At 70.7% G+C, this 16,403-nt stretch carries 17 protein-coding genes; 6 read left to right on the top strand and 11 right to left on the bottom strand.

Translation table 11 applies throughout. The features are described from left to right. Positions 1 to 42 precede the first annotated feature (42 nt). Complete coding sequence (locus ACTJJP_RS00340) at positions 43 to 1,986, bottom strand: ABC transporter ATP-binding protein (protein WP_440773082.1); 1,944 nt, start codon at positions 1,984 to 1,986, stop codon at positions 43 to 45. A 206-nt stretch (positions 1,987 to 2,192) separates the two neighbouring features. Between ACTJJP_RS00340 and ACTJJP_RS00335 the strand changes: the two genes are divergently transcribed. Further along, the gene (locus ACTJJP_RS00335; protein ID WP_440773081.1) at positions 2,193 to 3,674 is read left to right on the top strand and encodes an MDR family MFS transporter; all 1,482 of its coding nucleotides are present in this window, start codon (positions 2,193 to 2,195) and stop codon (positions 3,672 to 3,674) included. Positions 3,675 to 3,983: 309 nt separating this feature from the next. Here the strand turns inward: ACTJJP_RS00335 and ACTJJP_RS00330 are convergent, their stop codons facing one another. Continuing rightward, positions 3,984 to 4,121, bottom strand: a complete 138-nt coding sequence (locus ACTJJP_RS00330) for a hypothetical protein (RefSeq protein WP_440773080.1) — start codon at positions 4,119 to 4,121, stop codon at positions 3,984 to 3,986. A gap of 319 nt (positions 4,122 to 4,440) precedes the next feature. Here ACTJJP_RS00330 and ACTJJP_RS00325 point away from each other — a divergent pair, with 319 nt between their 5' ends. Then, positions 4,441 to 4,989: a type 1 glutamine amidotransferase domain-containing protein gene (locus ACTJJP_RS00325; protein ID WP_440773079.1), complete on the top strand. Its 549-nt coding sequence runs from the start codon at positions 4,441 to 4,443 to the stop codon at positions 4,987 to 4,989. 218 nt (positions 4,990 to 5,207) lie between these two features. Here ACTJJP_RS00325 and ACTJJP_RS00320 read toward each other — a convergent pair whose 3' ends face one another. Together ACTJJP_RS00320 and ACTJJP_RS00315 are read right to left on the bottom strand one after the other, a co-directional pair. Further along, positions 5,208 to 6,017 (bottom strand): DNA-formamidopyrimidine glycosylase family protein, encoded by an 810-nt coding sequence (locus ACTJJP_RS00320; RefSeq protein WP_440773078.1) that lies wholly within the window; start codon positions 6,015 to 6,017, stop codon positions 5,208 to 5,210. Between the two features lie 9 nt (positions 6,018 to 6,026). After that, positions 6,027 to 7,451, bottom strand: a complete 1,425-nt coding sequence (locus ACTJJP_RS00315) for an SPFH domain-containing protein (protein ID WP_440773077.1) — start codon at positions 7,449 to 7,451, stop codon at positions 6,027 to 6,029. Between the two features lie 171 nt (positions 7,452 to 7,622). Between ACTJJP_RS00315 and ACTJJP_RS00310 the strand changes: the two genes are divergently transcribed. Beyond that, entirely contained in the window at positions 7,623 to 8,036 is a 414-nt protein-coding gene (locus tag ACTJJP_RS00310) for a glucose-6-phosphate dehydrogenase (RefSeq protein WP_440773076.1), read from the top strand. A gap of 64 nt (positions 8,037 to 8,100) precedes the next feature. Here ACTJJP_RS00310 and ACTJJP_RS00305 read toward each other — a convergent pair whose 3' ends face one another. Both ACTJJP_RS00305 and ACTJJP_RS00300 read right to left on the bottom strand, forming a co-directional pair. After that, entirely contained in the window at positions 8,101 to 9,069 is a 969-nt protein-coding gene (locus tag ACTJJP_RS00305) for an aldose 1-epimerase family protein (RefSeq protein ID WP_440773075.1), read from the bottom strand. Between the two features lie 222 nt (positions 9,070 to 9,291). Beyond that, a complete protein-coding gene (locus ACTJJP_RS00300) occupies positions 9,292 to 9,462 on the bottom strand; it encodes a CsbD family protein (RefSeq protein WP_082484862.1) in 171 nt (56 codons plus the stop codon). Between the two features lie 174 nt (positions 9,463 to 9,636). Here ACTJJP_RS00300 and ACTJJP_RS00295 point away from each other — a divergent pair, with 174 nt between their 5' ends. Then, the gene (locus ACTJJP_RS00295) at positions 9,637 to 10,944 is read left to right on the top strand and encodes a D-alanyl-D-alanine carboxypeptidase family protein (protein WP_440773074.1); all 1,308 of its coding nucleotides are present in this window, start codon (positions 9,637 to 9,639) and stop codon (positions 10,942 to 10,944) included. Positions 10,945 to 10,971: 27 nt separating this feature from the next. Here ACTJJP_RS00295 and ACTJJP_RS00290 read toward each other — a convergent pair whose 3' ends face one another. Both ACTJJP_RS00290 and ACTJJP_RS00285 read right to left on the bottom strand, forming a co-directional pair. Next, the gene (locus ACTJJP_RS00290; protein WP_440773073.1) at positions 10,972 to 11,682 is read right to left on the bottom strand and encodes a hypothetical protein; all 711 of its coding nucleotides are present in this window, start codon (positions 11,680 to 11,682) and stop codon (positions 10,972 to 10,974) included. Further along, entirely contained in the window at positions 11,666 to 12,199 is a 534-nt protein-coding gene (locus ACTJJP_RS00285) for an RNA polymerase sigma factor (protein ID WP_440773072.1), read from the bottom strand. Before ACTJJP_RS00285 ends, ACTJJP_RS00290 begins: the two co-directional genes overlap by 17 nt. Positions 12,200 to 12,410: 211 nt before the next feature. Between ACTJJP_RS00285 and ACTJJP_RS00280 the strand changes: the two genes are divergently transcribed. Next, on the top strand, positions 12,411 to 13,121 hold the full coding sequence (locus ACTJJP_RS00280) for a CHRD domain-containing protein (RefSeq protein ID WP_440773071.1): 711 nt from the start codon (positions 12,411 to 12,413) through the stop codon (positions 13,119 to 13,121). Between the two features lie 194 nt (positions 13,122 to 13,315). After that, a complete protein-coding gene (locus ACTJJP_RS00275; protein ID WP_440773070.1) occupies positions 13,316 to 13,774 on the top strand; it encodes a class F sortase in 459 nt (152 codons plus the stop codon). A 15-nt stretch (positions 13,775 to 13,789) separates the two neighbouring features. On the opposite strand, the gene ACTJJP_RS00270 is transcribed toward ACTJJP_RS00275, so the two are convergent. Genes ACTJJP_RS00270 through ACTJJP_RS00260 form a run of 3 tightly spaced genes read right to left on the bottom strand, consistent with a single transcriptional unit; the run spans position 13,790 to position 16,314 of the window. Then, positions 13,790 to 14,404, bottom strand: coding sequence for a response regulator transcription factor (locus ACTJJP_RS00270; protein ID WP_440773069.1), 615 nt, complete (start codon positions 14,402 to 14,404; stop codon positions 13,790 to 13,792). Beyond that, on the bottom strand, positions 14,401 to 15,789 hold the full coding sequence (locus tag ACTJJP_RS00265; RefSeq protein ID WP_440773068.1) for a sensor histidine kinase: 1,389 nt from the start codon (positions 15,787 to 15,789) through the stop codon (positions 14,401 to 14,403). Before ACTJJP_RS00265 ends, ACTJJP_RS00270 begins: the two co-directional genes overlap by 4 nt. Then, a complete protein-coding gene (locus tag ACTJJP_RS00260) occupies positions 15,790 to 16,314 on the bottom strand; it encodes a hypothetical protein (RefSeq protein WP_440773067.1) in 525 nt (174 codons plus the stop codon). Positions 16,315 to 16,403: the final 89 nt, after the last annotated feature.

Here is a 16,403-nt window from a genome sequence, read left to right as displayed (position 1 = left end):
TCGGGGCCCTGGGCCGACGAACCCCGGGTGCAGGGGCGGCGGTCAGGCAGGCGGGCCGTCGGCGCGGCGGGCCGGCAGCGCGGCGGGCTCGAGACCGGCCGCGTCGTGCTGCTCCTCGGCGAGCACGAAAGATGCGGCGAGCTGTTCGGCGGCGAGGCTCGCGTAGAGGCCGCCGGCTGCGAGCAACTCGCTGTGGGTGCCCGACTCGACGATGCGTCCGGCGTCGACGACGTGGATGCGGTCGGCGCCGATCACCGTCGACAGCCGGTGCGCGATCGACAGCGTCGTGCGCCCGTGCGACGCGGTCTCGAGGGCCTCCTGCACGATGCGTTCGGACACGGTGTCGAGAGCGCTCGTCGCCTCGTCGAGCAGGAGTACCGGCGGGTCTTTCAGAAGCACGCGCGCGATGGCGATGCGCTGCTTCTCGCCGCCTGACAGGCGGTATCCGCGCTCACCGACCACGGTGTCGTAGCCGGCTTCGAACGACGCGATCACGTGGTGGATGTTCGCGGCGCGGCAGGCGGCCTCGATCTCGTCGTCGGTGGCATCCGGTCGCGCGTAGCGCAGGTTCTCGCGCACGGTGGCGTGGAAGAGGTAGGTCTCTTGCGAGACGATGCCGATCTCATCGACGATCGAAGCGCGGTCGAGGGTGCGCACATCGGCGCCGGAGAACATCACCGCGCCGCCCGACGCCTCGTACATGCGCGGCGTCAGGTAGAGGATGGTCGTCTTGCCCGCGCCCGACGGTCCGACGAACGCGACGTGCTGCCCCGGCTCGACGGTGAAGGACACGCCGTCGAGCGTGGGACGCGTATGCGCCGGGGCATCGGGATAGCGGAACTCCACGTCGCGGAACTCGATGCGTCCCAGCGGTCCGGGCGCCGCCGCCACGGGAACCGCCTCGGGCACGTCGACGATCGCCGGCTCGAGGTCGAGGTACTCGAAGATGCGCGCGAACAGCGCCGACGAGGTCTGCACGTCGAGAGCGACGCGCATGAGCCCCATGAGCGGCATGAGCAGTCGCGCCTGCACCGTCGTGAAGGCGACGATCGTTCCCGCCGTGATCGCCCCGACGCCCCCGCCGATGAGGTAGCCGGAGACGAGGTAGATGATCGCCGGCACGCTCGACATGATCACCTGGACGACGGCGAAGAAGCCCTGGCCGCTCATCGCCCGACGCACCTGGAGGTGCACCTGGTTGGCGTTCTCGGCGTCGAAGCGCGCCGATTCGGTCCGCTGGCGGTTGAAGGACTTCGACAGCAGGATGCCCGACACGCTCAGCGTCTCCTGCGTGATCGCCGATAGCTCCGAGAGGGATTCCTGCGTCTCGCCCGCGATGCGCGCGCGGACTTGACCGACCCGTCGTTGCACGAAGATCAGGAACGGCATGAGGGCGATGGCGATCAGGGTCAAGCGCCAGTCGATCAGGATCATCGCGACCAGCGACGCGAGCACGGTCACGGCGTTGCCCAGGATGCTGGTGACGGTGTTGGTGAGGACGCCCGAGACACCGCCGACGTCGTTCTGCAGACGCGATTGGATGACGCCCGTCTTCGTGCGCGTGAAGAAACCGAGCTCCATCGACTGCAGGTGGTCGAACAGACGCGTACGGAGATCGCCCGTGACGCGATTGCCCACCGTGGCCGTGAGCCACGTCTGTCCGACGTTGAGTCCCGCCGAGAGCAGGAAGAGCACGATCATCACGCTGACCAGCTCGGCCAGCAACCCGAGGTCGGGGCTCGATCCGTCGACCGGGAACAGCGCGTCGTCGAAGATCCGCTGCACGAGCAAGGGCGGAATGACGGCCACCGCGGCGCCGATCACGACCAGAACGGCGGTGAAGGCGATCCGCCAGCGGTAGGGACGGAACAACTCGACGACACGGCGGCCCAGGTCGGCGACGCGCGGCGCCTGGGCGTTCCGACGGCGCTGCATGTCGGCGTCGACGCCGCGGAACATGCTTCCGCCCACACCACCCGGGTTCATGCGGGCCAGCCTACGTCCGACCACCGACACCGGCTCCGCCCGAGCGGTGTCGCAGGCGCAGGCTAGACTCGGGCCCCGCCCTCCGCGGCATCCCTCCCCCGGGTTTTTCTCTCGACGTCGGAATATCCCGATGTTCCGCGGCGTTCCCGCTCAGCGCAGTCACCACCGTGGCGCCACGAAGCCCCCCGTTCGAATAGGACCTCGTCATGGCCACCACCGGCACCGTCTCCTCCGCTCCGCCCCAGACCTCCTCGGGCGTGACCGCCCAGCAGAGTCGCGTCATCTGGCTGCTGCTCACCGCCGCTTTCGTCGCGATCCTGAACGAGACGACGATGAACGTCGCGATCCCGTTCCTGATCCGCGACCTCGGCATCACCGCCGTCGCCGCCCAGTGGCTGACCACCGCCTTCATGCTGACGATGGCGGTCGTCATCCCGATCACCGGATTCCTGCTCCAGCGCTTCACCACCCGCCAGGTCTTCGTGACCGCGATGTCGCTCTTCTCCGCGGGCACCCTGGTCGCCTTCCTCGCCCCCGGGTTCGAGGTTCTCGTCGTGGCGCGCGTGATCCAGGCGTCCGGCACCGCGATCATGATGCCGCTGCTCATGACGACGATCATGACGATCGTGCCGCCGGCCCAGCGCGGCCGCATGATGGGTCGCGTCAGCATCGTCATGGCGCTCGCACCCGCCATCGGCCCCACCATGTCGGGCCTCGTCCTGCAGTCGCTGGGCTGGCACTGGATCTTCGGCATCGTGCTTCCCATCGCACTGGTGGCCCTCTTCGTCGGCGCGCGATGGATCCACAACCTGGGCGAGACCCGCAACGCCCCCATCGACGTGACCAGCGTCATCCTCTCGGCGTTCGGTTTCGGTGGTCTCGTCTTCGGCCTCAGCCAGATCGGCGGCGGACACGGCGGAGACGCCGGAGCTGCCGACGCGTCGACGGTCACCCTGGTGGTGTCGCTGGCCATCGGCGTCATCGGCCTCGCCTCGTTCGTCTGGCGACAGCTGCGCCTGCAGCGCACCGACTCCGCGCTGCTCGACCTGCGCGTCTTCCGCTCCCGCAACTTCACCCTGTCGGTGGCCCAGTTGGGTGTGATGTCCCTCGCCTTCTTCGGCGCGATCACGCTGCTGCCGCTGTACCTGCAGACGGTGCTCGAGAAGACGCCGCTCGAAACCGGGCTCGCCGTGCTGCCCGGTTCGCTCGCGATGGGTCTCGCTGGCCCGGTCATCGGCCGCATCTACGACCGATTCGGCACGCAGATCCTGCTGGTCCCCGGCGCGATCATCGTCAGCGCGACCCTGTGGTTCTACACCACCCTCGGAACCGACACGTCGTTCCCGCTGCTCATCCTGGTGCAGACGGTCATGATGCTCGGCCTCGCGCTGTCGTTCACGCCGTTGTTCACGGCATCCCTCGGTTCGCTCGAACCGCGGTTCTACTCGTACGGTTCGGCCATCGTCGGCACCGTGCAGCAGGTCGCGGGAGCGGCGGGCATCGCACTGCTCGTGACGATCATGTCGTCGGTGTCGGCGTCGACGGGCACCGGACTCGAGGCGGATGCCGCGGGAACCCGCGTGGCGTTCCTGGTCGCGGCGATCATCTCGCTGCCGCTCATCGTCGGCGCGTTCCTCATCCGCAAGCCCGCCGACCAGCTCGAGGGAGTCGCACCCCTGGCGCACTGACCATAAAACAGGCGCACCCTCCGCTCGCGGCGTTCACGTCGTGGTCGGAGGGTGCGCCCGTTTCGCGGAAACGGGCCGTGGTCGGAGGGTCCGGTTCGCGGCAGCGATGCGCACGCTCGATGTGCCGTGTCGTGGTGGTTCGTGCCGCCTCGGTCGCGAACGCCGAAAAGACTCGTGCGCGGGGAGCGAACCGCTTTTGAAGGACAGGTCGCGCCGCCGCAGACGACCTCGCCTGATCGATGACGGCATCTCGGCCCGGGACCGCCTTCGAGCCGGACGAACCGGATCAGGATGCCGCGAGCCGCAGTCTCACATCGAGCAGGAACCGCCGCCGCAGCACTGCGATGCGGGCCGCGCGGTGTCGTCGGCCGCCTCGAGGGGAGCGTTCAACAGCGTGATCAGCGGCTTCTCGGAGGGCTTCGCGTCAGACATCGTGTCATCGGACATGCGCTCCATGCTACGCCCGTGCATTCGCGACGGGGCCGCGGGCGCCATCCCGCGCCCCCGGGTCGCGTGACGGCGACAGCGGCAAGCGCCGCGCGGGACGTCGGGGTCCGCGTGCGTCGGAGCCGCGGTCCGCGCACGGCGGGGCCGCCGCGACCGCCTTCGATCCGCGTGGGCCGAGGCCGCATCGGGGGTCCCGCGTCTCGAGCGGCCCCGGATCGCGAGGAGTACCCGCCTCCCCCGGCGTCCGCAACCCCCGCCCGGGGTGCGCCGCACTTTCCTAGCGTGGTTGCGACCCCCGATCGAGAAAGAGAGCCGAACCATGACCGATCTCAGCGGCAAGCGCATCGCCTTCCTGGCCACCGACGGATTCGAAGACAGCGAGCTCACCAGCCCGTGGGAGGCCGTGACCTCCGCCGGAGCCGAAGCCGTGCTCGTCTCGCCCCGCGAGGGCAGCATCAGCGGCGAGAAGGGCCACGAGCAGAAGGTCGACCTCGCGGTGTCGGGCGCATCGGCCGGCGACTTCGACGCCCTGGTCCTGCCCGGCGGTGTGCAGAACGCCGACGACATCCGCATCGTCAAGGACGCCGTGTCGTTCACCCGTGACTTCTTCGACCAGCAGAAGCCGGTCGCCGTCATCTGCCACGGAGGCTGGATCCTGACCGAGGCCGACGTGCTCGCGGGCCGCACTCTCACGAGCTACCCGACGCTGCAGACCGACCTGCGCAATGCCGGCGCGACCTGGGTCGACGAAGAGGTGCACGTCGACCAGGGCCTCGTGTCGAGCCGCAACCCCGACGACCTGCCCGCCTTCAACGCGAAGCTCGTCGAAGAGGTCTCCGAGGGCAAGCACTCCGGCCAGACGGCCTGACCAGCACTCGCGAAAGGGCTCCGAACCACGGTTCGGGGCCTTTTCCCGTGCTGCCGGGTGGTTTCACCCACCGCGATTCGCGCGCCCTCAGCCCCACCCGCGCCTACGTGATGACGATGCGGAGATCCCCGAGGTTGTGACGCACGAGTGCCACCACGCGCTCATCCGGGCCGCCCGAGCAGACCCGACCGCCCGACGCCGGGAGTGAGACGAGTCCCTCAGCCGCCCTGACACGACGGGCAACACTGGCCACCGCCCTTGGTGCCGGGGATGTCCTCGATCATGCCTTCGCACCCGGGACACGGCTCGCCAGTACGGCCGTGCACCCGCATCGCCGCGACCTTCGCGGCCTTCTGCTCCGCGATCGGCACGCCCCGACGCGCCGCGACGGCCGCCGCGAGCGTGTCGCGCAGCGCCTCGAACAGCCGAGTCGCCTCCTCCGCGGTCAGCGATGACGCGTGGGCGCGGGGCGACAGCCGCGCGGCGAAGAGGATCTCGTCCGAGTACGCGTTCCCGATCCCGGCCAGCGTCTCCTGCTCCTGCAGCAGAGCCTTCAGCTGCTTGCGGCGTCCGCCGAGCGCCGTACGGAGCATCTCGAGCGAGAATGCCGGGTCGATGACATCCGGTCCGAGCCCCGCCACCGACGGCACCTCGCGCGCGTCGTCGACAAGGTGCAGCTGCACCGACAGCCAGTCCCCGGCGTCGGTGATACCCAGGATGCCGTCGTCGAAGACCACGCGCGCGATCACCGCGGCCGCGGTCGCGGGCTCCTCGCCGTCGCCCTCGATCCACGTCGCCCACCCCGCGCGGCCGAACCCCAGCGACAGGTGCGTCCCCTCGAGGTCGAGGTCGATGTGCTTGCCGAACCGTTCCACCGCGGTCACCCGTCGTCCGTCGAGCTGGTCGAGGGGACGGGCACGGGTCTTCCACGCCCGCCCCTCGACCAGCTCGGTCTCAACGACCGCGTGACCGACCAGGCGCTCGCGCAGGAACGACGCGAGCGCCTCGACCTCGGGAGCCTCGGGCACGGCGAGCGCTCAGGCCCCCGGCTGCGGTGCGGCCGGCTCCGCCGGCGGCACGGTGGGTGCGGGATACGTCGGCTTCTCCGCGGACGCCGAGGGGCGGTGAGCCGACTCCGCGAAGGCGTCGGCCACCGCGCGCCCCTGGATGATCTGCGTCAGGTCGATACCGGTCGCTGCGCGCACGGCCTCGAACGAGGAGCGCAGGCCCGTCGCCGACTCGGTCGCGAGGTGGCTGCTGGCACCCTCACCCCCGAGAACCGTGATGTTGCCGACCCGGTCGTAGCCCTTCGCGAACTCCGCCATCATCGGCACGAGAGCCTCGAGCGCACGCTGCGCCAGCAGTGCCTCCTGGTTGTGCGACAGCGCCTCCGCCTCAGCGCGGATCGCCTCGGCACGCGCCTCACCGGCCAGGCGCACAGCCTGGGCGTCGGCCTCGGCACGCACGCGCACGGCCGCGGCCTCCTGCTGGGCGATCTCGGCTCGCGCCTGAGCCGCCTTGATCTGGGCGTACGACTCCGCGTCGGCTTCTTTCTGACGCTGGTACAGGTCGGCGTCGGCGACGCGGGAGACCTCGGACTCGAGGCGGGCCTGGGTGTTCTGCGCCTCCTGCTGAAGGACGGCCTGTCGCCGCTCGGCGCGGGTCAGCGCCTCGGCCTGCTCGGCCTCGGCGTTGGCTCGACCGACCTCGGCCTTGGCCGCGGCACTGTTCTTGTCGAGCGCCGTCTGCTCGATGAGGTTGGCCTCATCGGTCGCGATCTGACGCGCGCGGATCTCGCGCACGGCGTTGATGCGGGCGACCTCGGCCTCGCGCTTGACCCGCTCGACCTCCGTGGCGCCGAGCGCCGAGATGTAGCCGTTGAGGTCGGTGATGCCCTGGATCTGGAAGGAGTCGAGAATGAGGCCCTGCGAGGACAGGTCTTGCTTGATTCCCTCGGCGATCTGATCCGACAGTCGCTGGCGGTCGCGCATGAGTTCTTCGACGGTCAGCGTCGCGACCACTCCGCGCAGCGCACCTTCGAGCTGCTCGGTGGTGAACTGCTCGATCGCCTTGTCCTGCGAGGCGAAGCGCTCTGCCGCGCGACGCACCGACTCGGGATCCGAGCCGATCTTGACCAGTGCCACACCGCTGACGTTCACCGTGACGCCGGTCGACGACTGCGCCGTCGGCTCCATCTTGATCTGACGGGCCCGCAGCGAGATCATCTCGCCGCGCTGCGTCAGCGGGTTCACGATCGCGCCTCCACCCGTGATGACGGTGATGCGCGAGGAGTTCCCATCGGAGCTCTTCTGCCGCTTACCGACGATGACCAGGGCTTCGTCGGCCTTCGCGACGCGGTACCAGCCGCGCACGACCAGGGCGAGCACGGCCATGACGACCACCGCGATCACCACGACGATGGCCACGATGACTCCGATGGCTCCCAATGCGGCGAGTTCCATGCTTCTCCTTCGACGGGCGCCACCGAGGCGGCGCGGGGGAATTCCTTCCAACCTAACGGGGGCCTCCGCGGGCGTGTCCACCCTTTCCGCGCACGATCGCGTCGCACCGGGGTGGGGAGGAGCGTACCGTTGGGGGGAGGCGGCCCGAACCGCCGAAGAAGGGTCCCCCACATGAAGATCGTCTCGTCGCAGGACTGGCGCGATGCCATCCGCTTCGACGCCCCCGTCCTGGTCGCCGACGTCGTTCCGGGCGAAGCAACTCGCTGCGTCGCCTGCGGCGCCGATGGCCCGCTCTACGAGCGCACCGAGCTGTGGGCGGTCAAGCACCGCCACCCCAAGCACCACGACGGGTTCGTCCGCTTCTACTGCGAAGCGCACAAGCCGGCCGCGCCCCCTCCGCCGCCGGTCGCCCCCGTCACCGCCGCTCGAACCCGGGCCGCTGCCGCCCCGCGCGCGGAGCGTCGGAGCGCGAGCCCGAGGCCGACGCTGATCACCGACCGCCCCACGCGCACCATGTGCCCCGATTGCTTCGTCGAGGTGTCCGTGGGAGGCGACTGCGGCATGTGCGGCGCACAGGTCGTCTGACGCCCCGCACGCATGACGGAACCGCCCCGGGATTCACCCGGGGCGGTTCTGTCGTCAACGAGCGTCAGCGAGCGGAGATCGTCCACCCCGCCTCGTGCGACGCCCCCGGATCGAGTGAGACGACGCCGGTGTCGAAGTCGTAGGCGTCGTCGTTGAAGGCGTCGGGCGCGCAGGTCATCGGCTCCACCGCGAGGCCTGCGCGGTGTCCGGGCGTGCCCGGGCCGGCGGGCAGATCGGCCGTGTGGATCTGCACCCAGGGGCATTCCCCGGCCCAGCTCATCGCCACGCCCGTGCCCGCGGGGTCCGTGACGACCACGGTCGTCCGACCGTCGGCATCCCGGATCAGACCCGTGTACGCGTGGTCGATCTCGACCGCGCCGAGGGCGCGCTGGTCGCGGAAGTCGAACCGGTCGGCGTCGACGGTGACGGATGCCAGAGCCACCGGCGACAGGCGGTCCGGGGTCACCTCGAGCACGGTGTCGGCCGGGAGGGCGAGGGTCCACTCGTCCAGGCTCGCGGGGCCGGCGACGAGGTACGGGTGGGGCCCGGTCCCCCAAGGTGCGGGCGTGTCCGACAGGTTCGTCGCGCGGACCGTCTGCGTGAGGCCGTCGGCATCCAGGCGGTACGTCGTCGACACGACGAGCCACCACGGGTACCCCGCCTGCGCGGTGATCGTCGCGCTGAGCGTGACGGCGCTGTCCGAGGCGTCGGAGACGTTCCAGTCGGCCCACGACAGCAACCCGTGCAGGGCGTGACCGCGGTCGGGCTCGGTGAGGGGGAGCTGGTGCTCGACGCCGTCGAAGTGGTGCGTGCCGTCGACCACGCGGTTGGGCCACGGCGCCAGCGTGGTTCCGCGATAGGCGGGACGCAGCTCGTCGGCGGCGAAGGGCACGACGAGGTCACGGCCCTCATGAGTGAGGGAGCGGAGGGAGGCGCCGACGCTCGCGATGGCGGCTTCGTAGCCGTGGGCGCGCAGAACGACGGGGGTGCCCGAGACGAGCGTGGGGGTCTCGGTGGGAACGGCAGTGGTCATGTCGCCATTATCGCGGTCGCACCGTCAGACGCACGACATACGGGGCCGTCGCGTCGTCCGGGTCGGGCGCACGGCAGCCGTACCGCCGCCACGGCGTCTCCGTCCGCCGGCCCCGCACGGTCGGCACACGCATCGGCGGCCGCAGGATCGGCTTCCCGGTGGGAAGGCTCCGAGAACGACGAATGCCCCGACCGTGACGGTCGGGGCATTCGGGGAGGGCGCTTACTTGAAGGCGTCCTTGACGTTCTCGCCGGCCTTCTTGACGTTGGCCTTGCTCTGGTCGCCCTGACCCTCGGCTTCGAGACGCTCGTTGTCGGTCGCCTTGCCGAAAGCTTCCTTCGCCTTGCCGGCGATGTCTTCAGCGGCGTTCTTGATCTTGTCGTCGAGTCCCATGGCGGCTCCTCCCGTGTGGTCCTCGGGTATTTCCCGATGGGCTCGACGCTAGATCGCCTCCCGCGGAATGGCGGGGGGCTTGAATTTCATCTCGGCGTGAGGCAATACCGGGGGTTAGGTTCGAGAGGTGCGCGTGATTCCTCTCCGTCCGTTCCGTCGCTCCGGGGCCGTGGCATGAGCACGCTCGCCGATTTCCACGACCTCCTCGACGACGCCCCGCGCGAACCCCAGAGCGATGGCCGTGCCGGCCGCATCGCGCTGATCGTCTTCCTCGTCGTCACCTTCCTGGTTCTCGGCGGCAGCGGCGGGTACGTGTGGTGGGCGTCTTCCGCCGCCCTTCCCGCCCCGATCGTCACCTCGCAGGCACCCGCCGCGGCGGCGGGTCCGGCGGCATCCCTCGCCCTCCCCTCCGGCGGCCAGATGCTGATGAGCGTCGAGGGTGGTGGAGACTATCTGGGACCGGATGCCGCGGGCGCGTTCGCCTCGTCGGGCGGAAACGATCCGCGCCCCATCGCGAGCGTCGCCAAGCTGATCACGGCCCTCGTCATCCTCGACGCCCACCCGCTGGACGGCCCCGACGACGCCGGACCCACGATCGCCTTCACCGAGGCCGACACCGACCTCTACGACCGGTTCTACGTCCAGGACGCGGTCGTCGCGAAGATGCCCGACGGGCTCACGATGTCCCTGCGCGACTCGCTCGCGACGATGCTGTTGCCCTCGGCGGCGAACTACGCCGTCGCCAACGCCCGCTGGGCCTTCGGCTCCGAGAACGCCTACGTGCAGGCAGCGCGGTCCTGGCTCAGCGCGAACGGTCTGAACGACACCCGGATCGTGGATGCCACGGGCCTCGACGCTCGCAACATCAGCACGCCGAGCGATCTCGTCGCGCTGGGCCGCATCGCCGCGGCCGACCCGGTCGTCGCCCGCCTGGCCGCCACCACCTCGATCAGGGTCGAGGGGCCCGGGTACGTCACGAACACGAACGACCTGCTGGGAACGCTCGGGATCACCGGGATGAAGACCGGCAATCTCGGTGAGGGGACCTTCAACCTGCTTTTCACGTCCACGCTCGACGTCGGCGTCGGCGGACCGCTGAACATCACCGGAGTGCGGCTCGGCGGAGCGACGCACGACAGCACCGACGAGGATGTCGTGCGCCTGCTGCAGAGCCTGCAGGACGGTTTCCACGACGTGAGCCTGGGAACCGTCGGCGACGACGTCGGCACGATCTCGACGGCCTGGGGGTCCGAGGCGTCCCTCGTGCTGGCGCGGAACGCGGCGCTGCGCACCTGGTCGGACACCCCCGTCGCGGTGAACCTCGAAACCGTCACCCCGCAGAACTACGCCGACGGCGAGGTCGTGGGCACCGTGACCTGGACCGCCGGGCCCGAGACGACGTCGTCCGACGTGAAGATCAAGGGCGCCATCGGCGAACCCAGCCTGTGGTGGCGCCTGACCCACCCGACCGAGCTGGGCTGACGCGCACCGCCGTCGGCATCCCCCCGATCACACCGCGGGAAGCTCCGCGTGCGCGATGACGACGTCGGTCGTGTCGCGCAGTTCCATCCGCGCGGCGTCGCCGCGCAGGACGGCGGCATTCAGGCGGCAGACGATGGGCACGTCGGAGCCGAGCACCTCCCCCGCGGTGAACTCCGTGCCGTCGACCCCGACGAAGACGAGTTCGTACGTCGCTCCGACGTCGAGTCCCGACGCCTCGAGATACGCCTCGGTGCCCCACGTGTGGGCCACCACCTCCGCCGTCACGTCGACCCCGCGGGCGTCGTCGCTCACCGCGATCTGCTCCACGGCGCCGAGAGTGCCCGGCGGGCCGGAGGGCGCGGGAGAGCCGAACATGCCCGCCCCGCCCGCCCCGATCGCCACCCCGGTGGCGAGGCAGGCCGCGGCGATGACGGGCGTGACCCATCGGCGACGGCGAGTCCCGATCGGAGAGACGGGCGGCGGATCGGCCACGCTCGGGTCGCGGCGGTCGACGGCTGCCTCGATGCGCGCGAACAGGTCGCTGGTGCCGCGGGGAGCGGTCCAGCCGATATCCCCCTGACGCAGACGTCCGGCGACCTCTTCGAGCGCGGTGTACTCCTCCGCACGAACGGAATCGGTGCGTCGGATGTCATCGAGTTCGATCTTCTCCGCGGCGGTGAGCTCGCCCGCCAGGGCAGCGGCGACCAGTTCGGCCCAGCGGTCATCGGGAGTGCGCATCGGGCGCCTCCATTCCTTCGAGGTGCGCCCGGAGAGCGCGGAGTGCGTGGAACGTGCGGGTGCGCCAGGTCGCGACGGGGACGCCCGTGGCATCCGCGAGTTCCTGGTAGCTGCGGCCGTGCAGATGGATCGCGACGACGGCGCTCCGGTGCGCCTCGGTGAGGACCGACAGCGCTTCGAGCATCTGCAGGCGCTCGAGCGGGTCGATGGCCTCGGCCGCCCGGCTTTCGAGCTCGGCGTTGTCGCCGATGAGGGGAAGGCGGGCGCGTGTGCGGAGCGCGTCGACCACGACGTTGCGTGCGATCGAGAACAGCCAGGTTCGTTCGGATGCCGTGCGGGGATCGAAACGATCGCGCGCTCGCCACGCCCGGAGAAACGTCTCCTGCACGCAGTCCTCGGCGAGAGGACGGTCTCGGAGGGCGTTGACGGCGTAGCCCAGGAGGGCGGTGCCGTTGTCGTCGAATGCGCGGCGCAGGTCGAACCCGGCTGCGGCGCCCGGTCCTCGAGACGCGCGCATCCGCATCTCCCTGCTCTGGCCGGTGGACCCCGTCACGTGCGTCGTCCTCTCCGAGGGTAACCGTCGCGGTCGACGGTCTGTGGGTGTGTACGTCCCCGACGGCGCCGGTGTTCACCGTCGCGGAAAATCCGCGTGGATGTGAACGCACGCCCCCTCGCGGTCGTACACACCCGCAACCGGACGTTCCGCGTCCCGATCGAAAGGCACGACGATGACGAAGAAGACGTACGCCCGCCCACTGACGATCGGCGCCCTCGCCGGTGTCGCCCTGTTGACCGTCGGGCTCCCCGCCCACGCCGAGACGGAGGTGGCCGAGCCCTCGGAGTTCACGAGCGCGTTCACGGTCATGGCGACACCGGATCAGGTGATCAACAACGACGGTGTCGCAACCCCCGGCCAGAGCGGCGCCACCGGGACGTTCACGTTCCGCATCAACTCCGACCAGGAGATCATCTGCTACGACATCCGTCTCGAAGGCGTCACCGGCGACTACCAGAGCCCCGCGAAGACGGCGACGCACATCCACCAGGCGGCTGTGGGTCAGCCCGGGCCGCCGCGCATCGCCTTCCCCAACCCCGCGCCGGTCGGAGACGGCCCTCGTACCTCGTCGGGATGCCTGCAGGGACCTTTCACCACCGGCGTCGTCGCGAACGGAGCCGACACCGGCGACGGGTTCTCGCTGAAGCAGATCGAGGCGAACCCCTCCGGCTTCACCGGAGACTCCCACACCGTCACGTCACCCGCGGGCGTCGTGCGCGGTCAACTCTCCGCGATCCCGGTCGGCGGCGTCGACACGGGCGCGGGCGGTGCGGCCGCATCCGGCATCCACCCCCTCGCCGCGACGGCCGCCGTCGGCGGGGTCGGACTGCTCGCCGCCGGCGCCGTGATGCTGCGTCGTCGACACGGATCCGCGACCCGGTGAGTTCGACACCGCGCGGTGCGCGACCGTCCACCCCGCGCGGGTGGTCGTCGCGCGCCGCGTGCGTGCTGATGGTGGTCGCAGGGGTCTGTGCCGGGTGCGCGAGTCCGCCCGCTCCGGCAGCATCCCCTCCCGCCGCAGGCACAGCGACCTCCGTGCCCGCCCCGCCGCCGGTCTCGGTGCCACCGACCGCCGCTGTGCCCGACGCCGCCCCGGTATCCCCGCCCGTTCGCGTGGTCATCCCCGGACTGGACCTCGACGAATCGCTGATCGAACTCGGCCTCGCGCGCGACGGCTCCATGGAGGTCCCGGCCGATTACGACGAGGTCGGTTGGTTCACCGGTGGGGGGCGGCCCGGGGGGTCCGGTCCCACCGTGATCGCCGCGCACGTCGATTCCCCCACGGGCCCCGCGGTGTTCCAGCGGCTGGACGAGGTCGCCGTGGGAGACGTCATCCAGGTGCACGATGCCGAGGGCGAGATGCATGTCTATCGCGTCGTCGAGACCGCGGATTATCCCAAGGCGGCCTTCCCGACAGCGCGCGTGTTCGGGGCGACGGCGCGCGATGAATTGCGCGTCATCACGTGCGGCGGTGTCTTCGACCGCGATGCCGGGTCGTATCTCGACAACCGGGTGGTCTTCGCCGAGCGGGAGTGACCGGGTGTCGCGGCATCACCCGGGGAGGTGATCACGCGCCCAGAGTGCCGCGCTCGTGCGGTCGGCGACGCCGATCTGACGGAAGATGCTCCCGAGGTGGGCCTTGACCGTGCGCTCGGTGATCCCCAGCGCCGCACCCACGTGCTTGTTCGCCATCCCGCTGGCCACGAGACGCAGCACCTCCTCTTCGCGGACGCTCAGGCCCGTGCCCTCCTCGACCGCATCGGGCAGCAGGGCTCCCGCGACGCGTGCGTCGAACGGCGCGTGCCCCTCGTGGACCGCGCGAACCGCTCGACGCAGTTCCGCCGGTTCGGCGTCTTTCAGTTGATAACCCGTCGCCCCCGCCGCGATGGCCCGTCGCACGTGGTCCCGATCGCCGAACGACGTCAGAACCAGCACCCGGATGCCGGCGGAGGCGGCGCGCACCGATCGGGTCGCCGTGACGCCGTCCATGACGGGCATCGAGAGGTCCATGACGACGACGTCGATGTCGGTCTCGCCGACGGCGGCGATCGCCTCCGCGCCATTCGCCGCCGTCGCCACGACCGCGATGTCTCCGTCGGCGCGGAGGACCGAGGCCAGTCCCTCGCGCACCATGGAGTGGTCGTCGACGACGAGGACGCGGATCATGCGATCTCCTGCTGGGATTCTCGGGCGGGGACGCGCAAACGCCACCGCGTCCCCCTTCCCGGGGCGGTCGCGAGGGCGAGTTGGGCCCCCGCGTCGGCGGCGAGGTCTCTCAACACGCGCGTGCCGAGATGACCCTCCACCGGCGGGTGCCGGACGACGGCCCGATCGAACCCCGGGCCGTCGTCGCCGACGCACAACTCGACGGCGTCCGCATCGCGGATGATCGAGATCGTCACCGCGCAGGGCGCAGCGTGCGCGACGGCGTTTCGCAGGGCCTCCTGCGCGACTCGGTACAGGAGCCGTTCCTGCGTCTCGGTCAGATCGTCCAGCGGGGTGTGGACATCCAGGGCGACGGCCACCCCCCGAGAGCGCGCGGTGGCCGCGAGGTCGTGCAGGGCGGACGCCAAGCCCGCCGTCCCGAGGCTCTCGGGGTAGATGTCCACGAGCAGCGATCGCAGCACCCGCACGTTCCCTCGCACCGCCGCCGCGACCTCGCGCATCCGCGTCGCCGCGTCGGGTTCGCCGCGGCGGTCCGCCTCGACCGCCGCGCTCTCCGCGCCGTAGCTCGTTGCCACGAGCTCTTGGACCGGCCCGTCGTGCAGCGTGCCCGCGATGCGTCGCCTTTCGGCATCCGACGCCTCGACCGCCCGTTCGAGCAACTCGGCACGGCGGGACTCCGCACCGCGGAGCTGGCGCAGCAGCGTCCACACGATCGGGGCCGTGAGCACGACGAGCAGGAGCAGGCTGCTCGTCGTGACACCCGCGAATCCGCGCCACAGTTCCGCCGACCGCGCGGCGACGGGCTCGTAGGGGTAGTACGCCTCGAAAAGCACCTGCTGGCCGTTCGGCGACCACATCGGCCGATACACCTCGAGCAGACGCGCGCCGCTTTCGAACTCGTTCTCGTCCTCCGATAGATCCGACACGGCCGCCCGTGTGGACGGCGTCGACAGGGCCTTGCGCTGGGCGTCTTCGAGAGCGAAAGTACGCCCGATCAGTCGCGGATCGTCGGCGTAGAGCACTCGACCGTCGGGGCTCCAGACCTTCACACGGATCACGTCGTCACGCAGGATCTGGGCGCGCACGATCGCGTCGAACGACTCGACCGCGGCGGGTTCGCCCGCGGCGAGCGCGTCGGACAGCATCGGCCGCACGACCGCTTCGGCAAGGACGTTCGTCACCTGCGCGGCGTCGTTGACGGCTTCGCGCTCGGCGAGCCACTGTGCGGCGAACCCCGCGAGCACCGCCACCGCCACCACCACGGCCGCGAGTCCCGCGATCAGACGCGCGAGAACCGCCCTCGTCGACAGGCGAGGCGTGGCCGGCTGTGCGGGGCGGGCCGCGACGAGCACCTCCCACGACGCAGGTGCGGTATCGGACGCCACTCAGTCGTCTCCCCCGTGGCCGCCGTCGTCGCCGCCGCTGTGCGAGGCGTCGTCACGACCACCGTGACCGCTGTCGTCGGCCGCTCGGCTGTCGGGGCTGCCGTCGTCGGCGCTGGCATCATCGGTGCCCCCGTGTGCACCGCTCCCGCCGGATCGTTCGTCGGTCGAGGAGGTGTCGTCCGCTGAATCGGCGCCGTCGGTGGGGGCCACGGCCGGATCGCGACGGTCATCTCCGGGCTCCACACGGTGGTCACGCAGTACCTGGCCGCCGGCGTCGTCGCCGGAGGTAACGGCATCCGCTCCATCGTCCGTACGACCGTTCTCGACACGCTCGCCGCCGCCGTCGTCGTTCGCGCCGGGGGTCGCAGGAGCGGTCGGATCGGTCACGACGACGCTCGTCGACGCCGGAGTCGGCGCCGGGAGGGGCACTGATTCGGCGAAGGACGCGTTGCCCCACAGCCCCAGGACCGCGGGCAGCGCAGCGACCAGCAGAGCACCCGCCCCGATGAGATAACGCTTCTTCATGTCAACCGTCCTTGCGCCCATTGTCACCCGCGAGCCGCGCGGGATCTCTCCACTGTGCGCGAACCGTCGCACACGGTCCATCGGACCTT

The sequence above is a fragment of the Microbacterium sp. 22296 genome (genome assembly GCF_052045385.1).
GTDB lineage: Bacteria > Actinomycetota > Actinomycetes > Actinomycetales > Microbacteriaceae > Microbacterium.
Note: the sequence above shows the minus strand (reverse complement) of the source record. Positions and strands in the feature narration are given on the sequence as shown.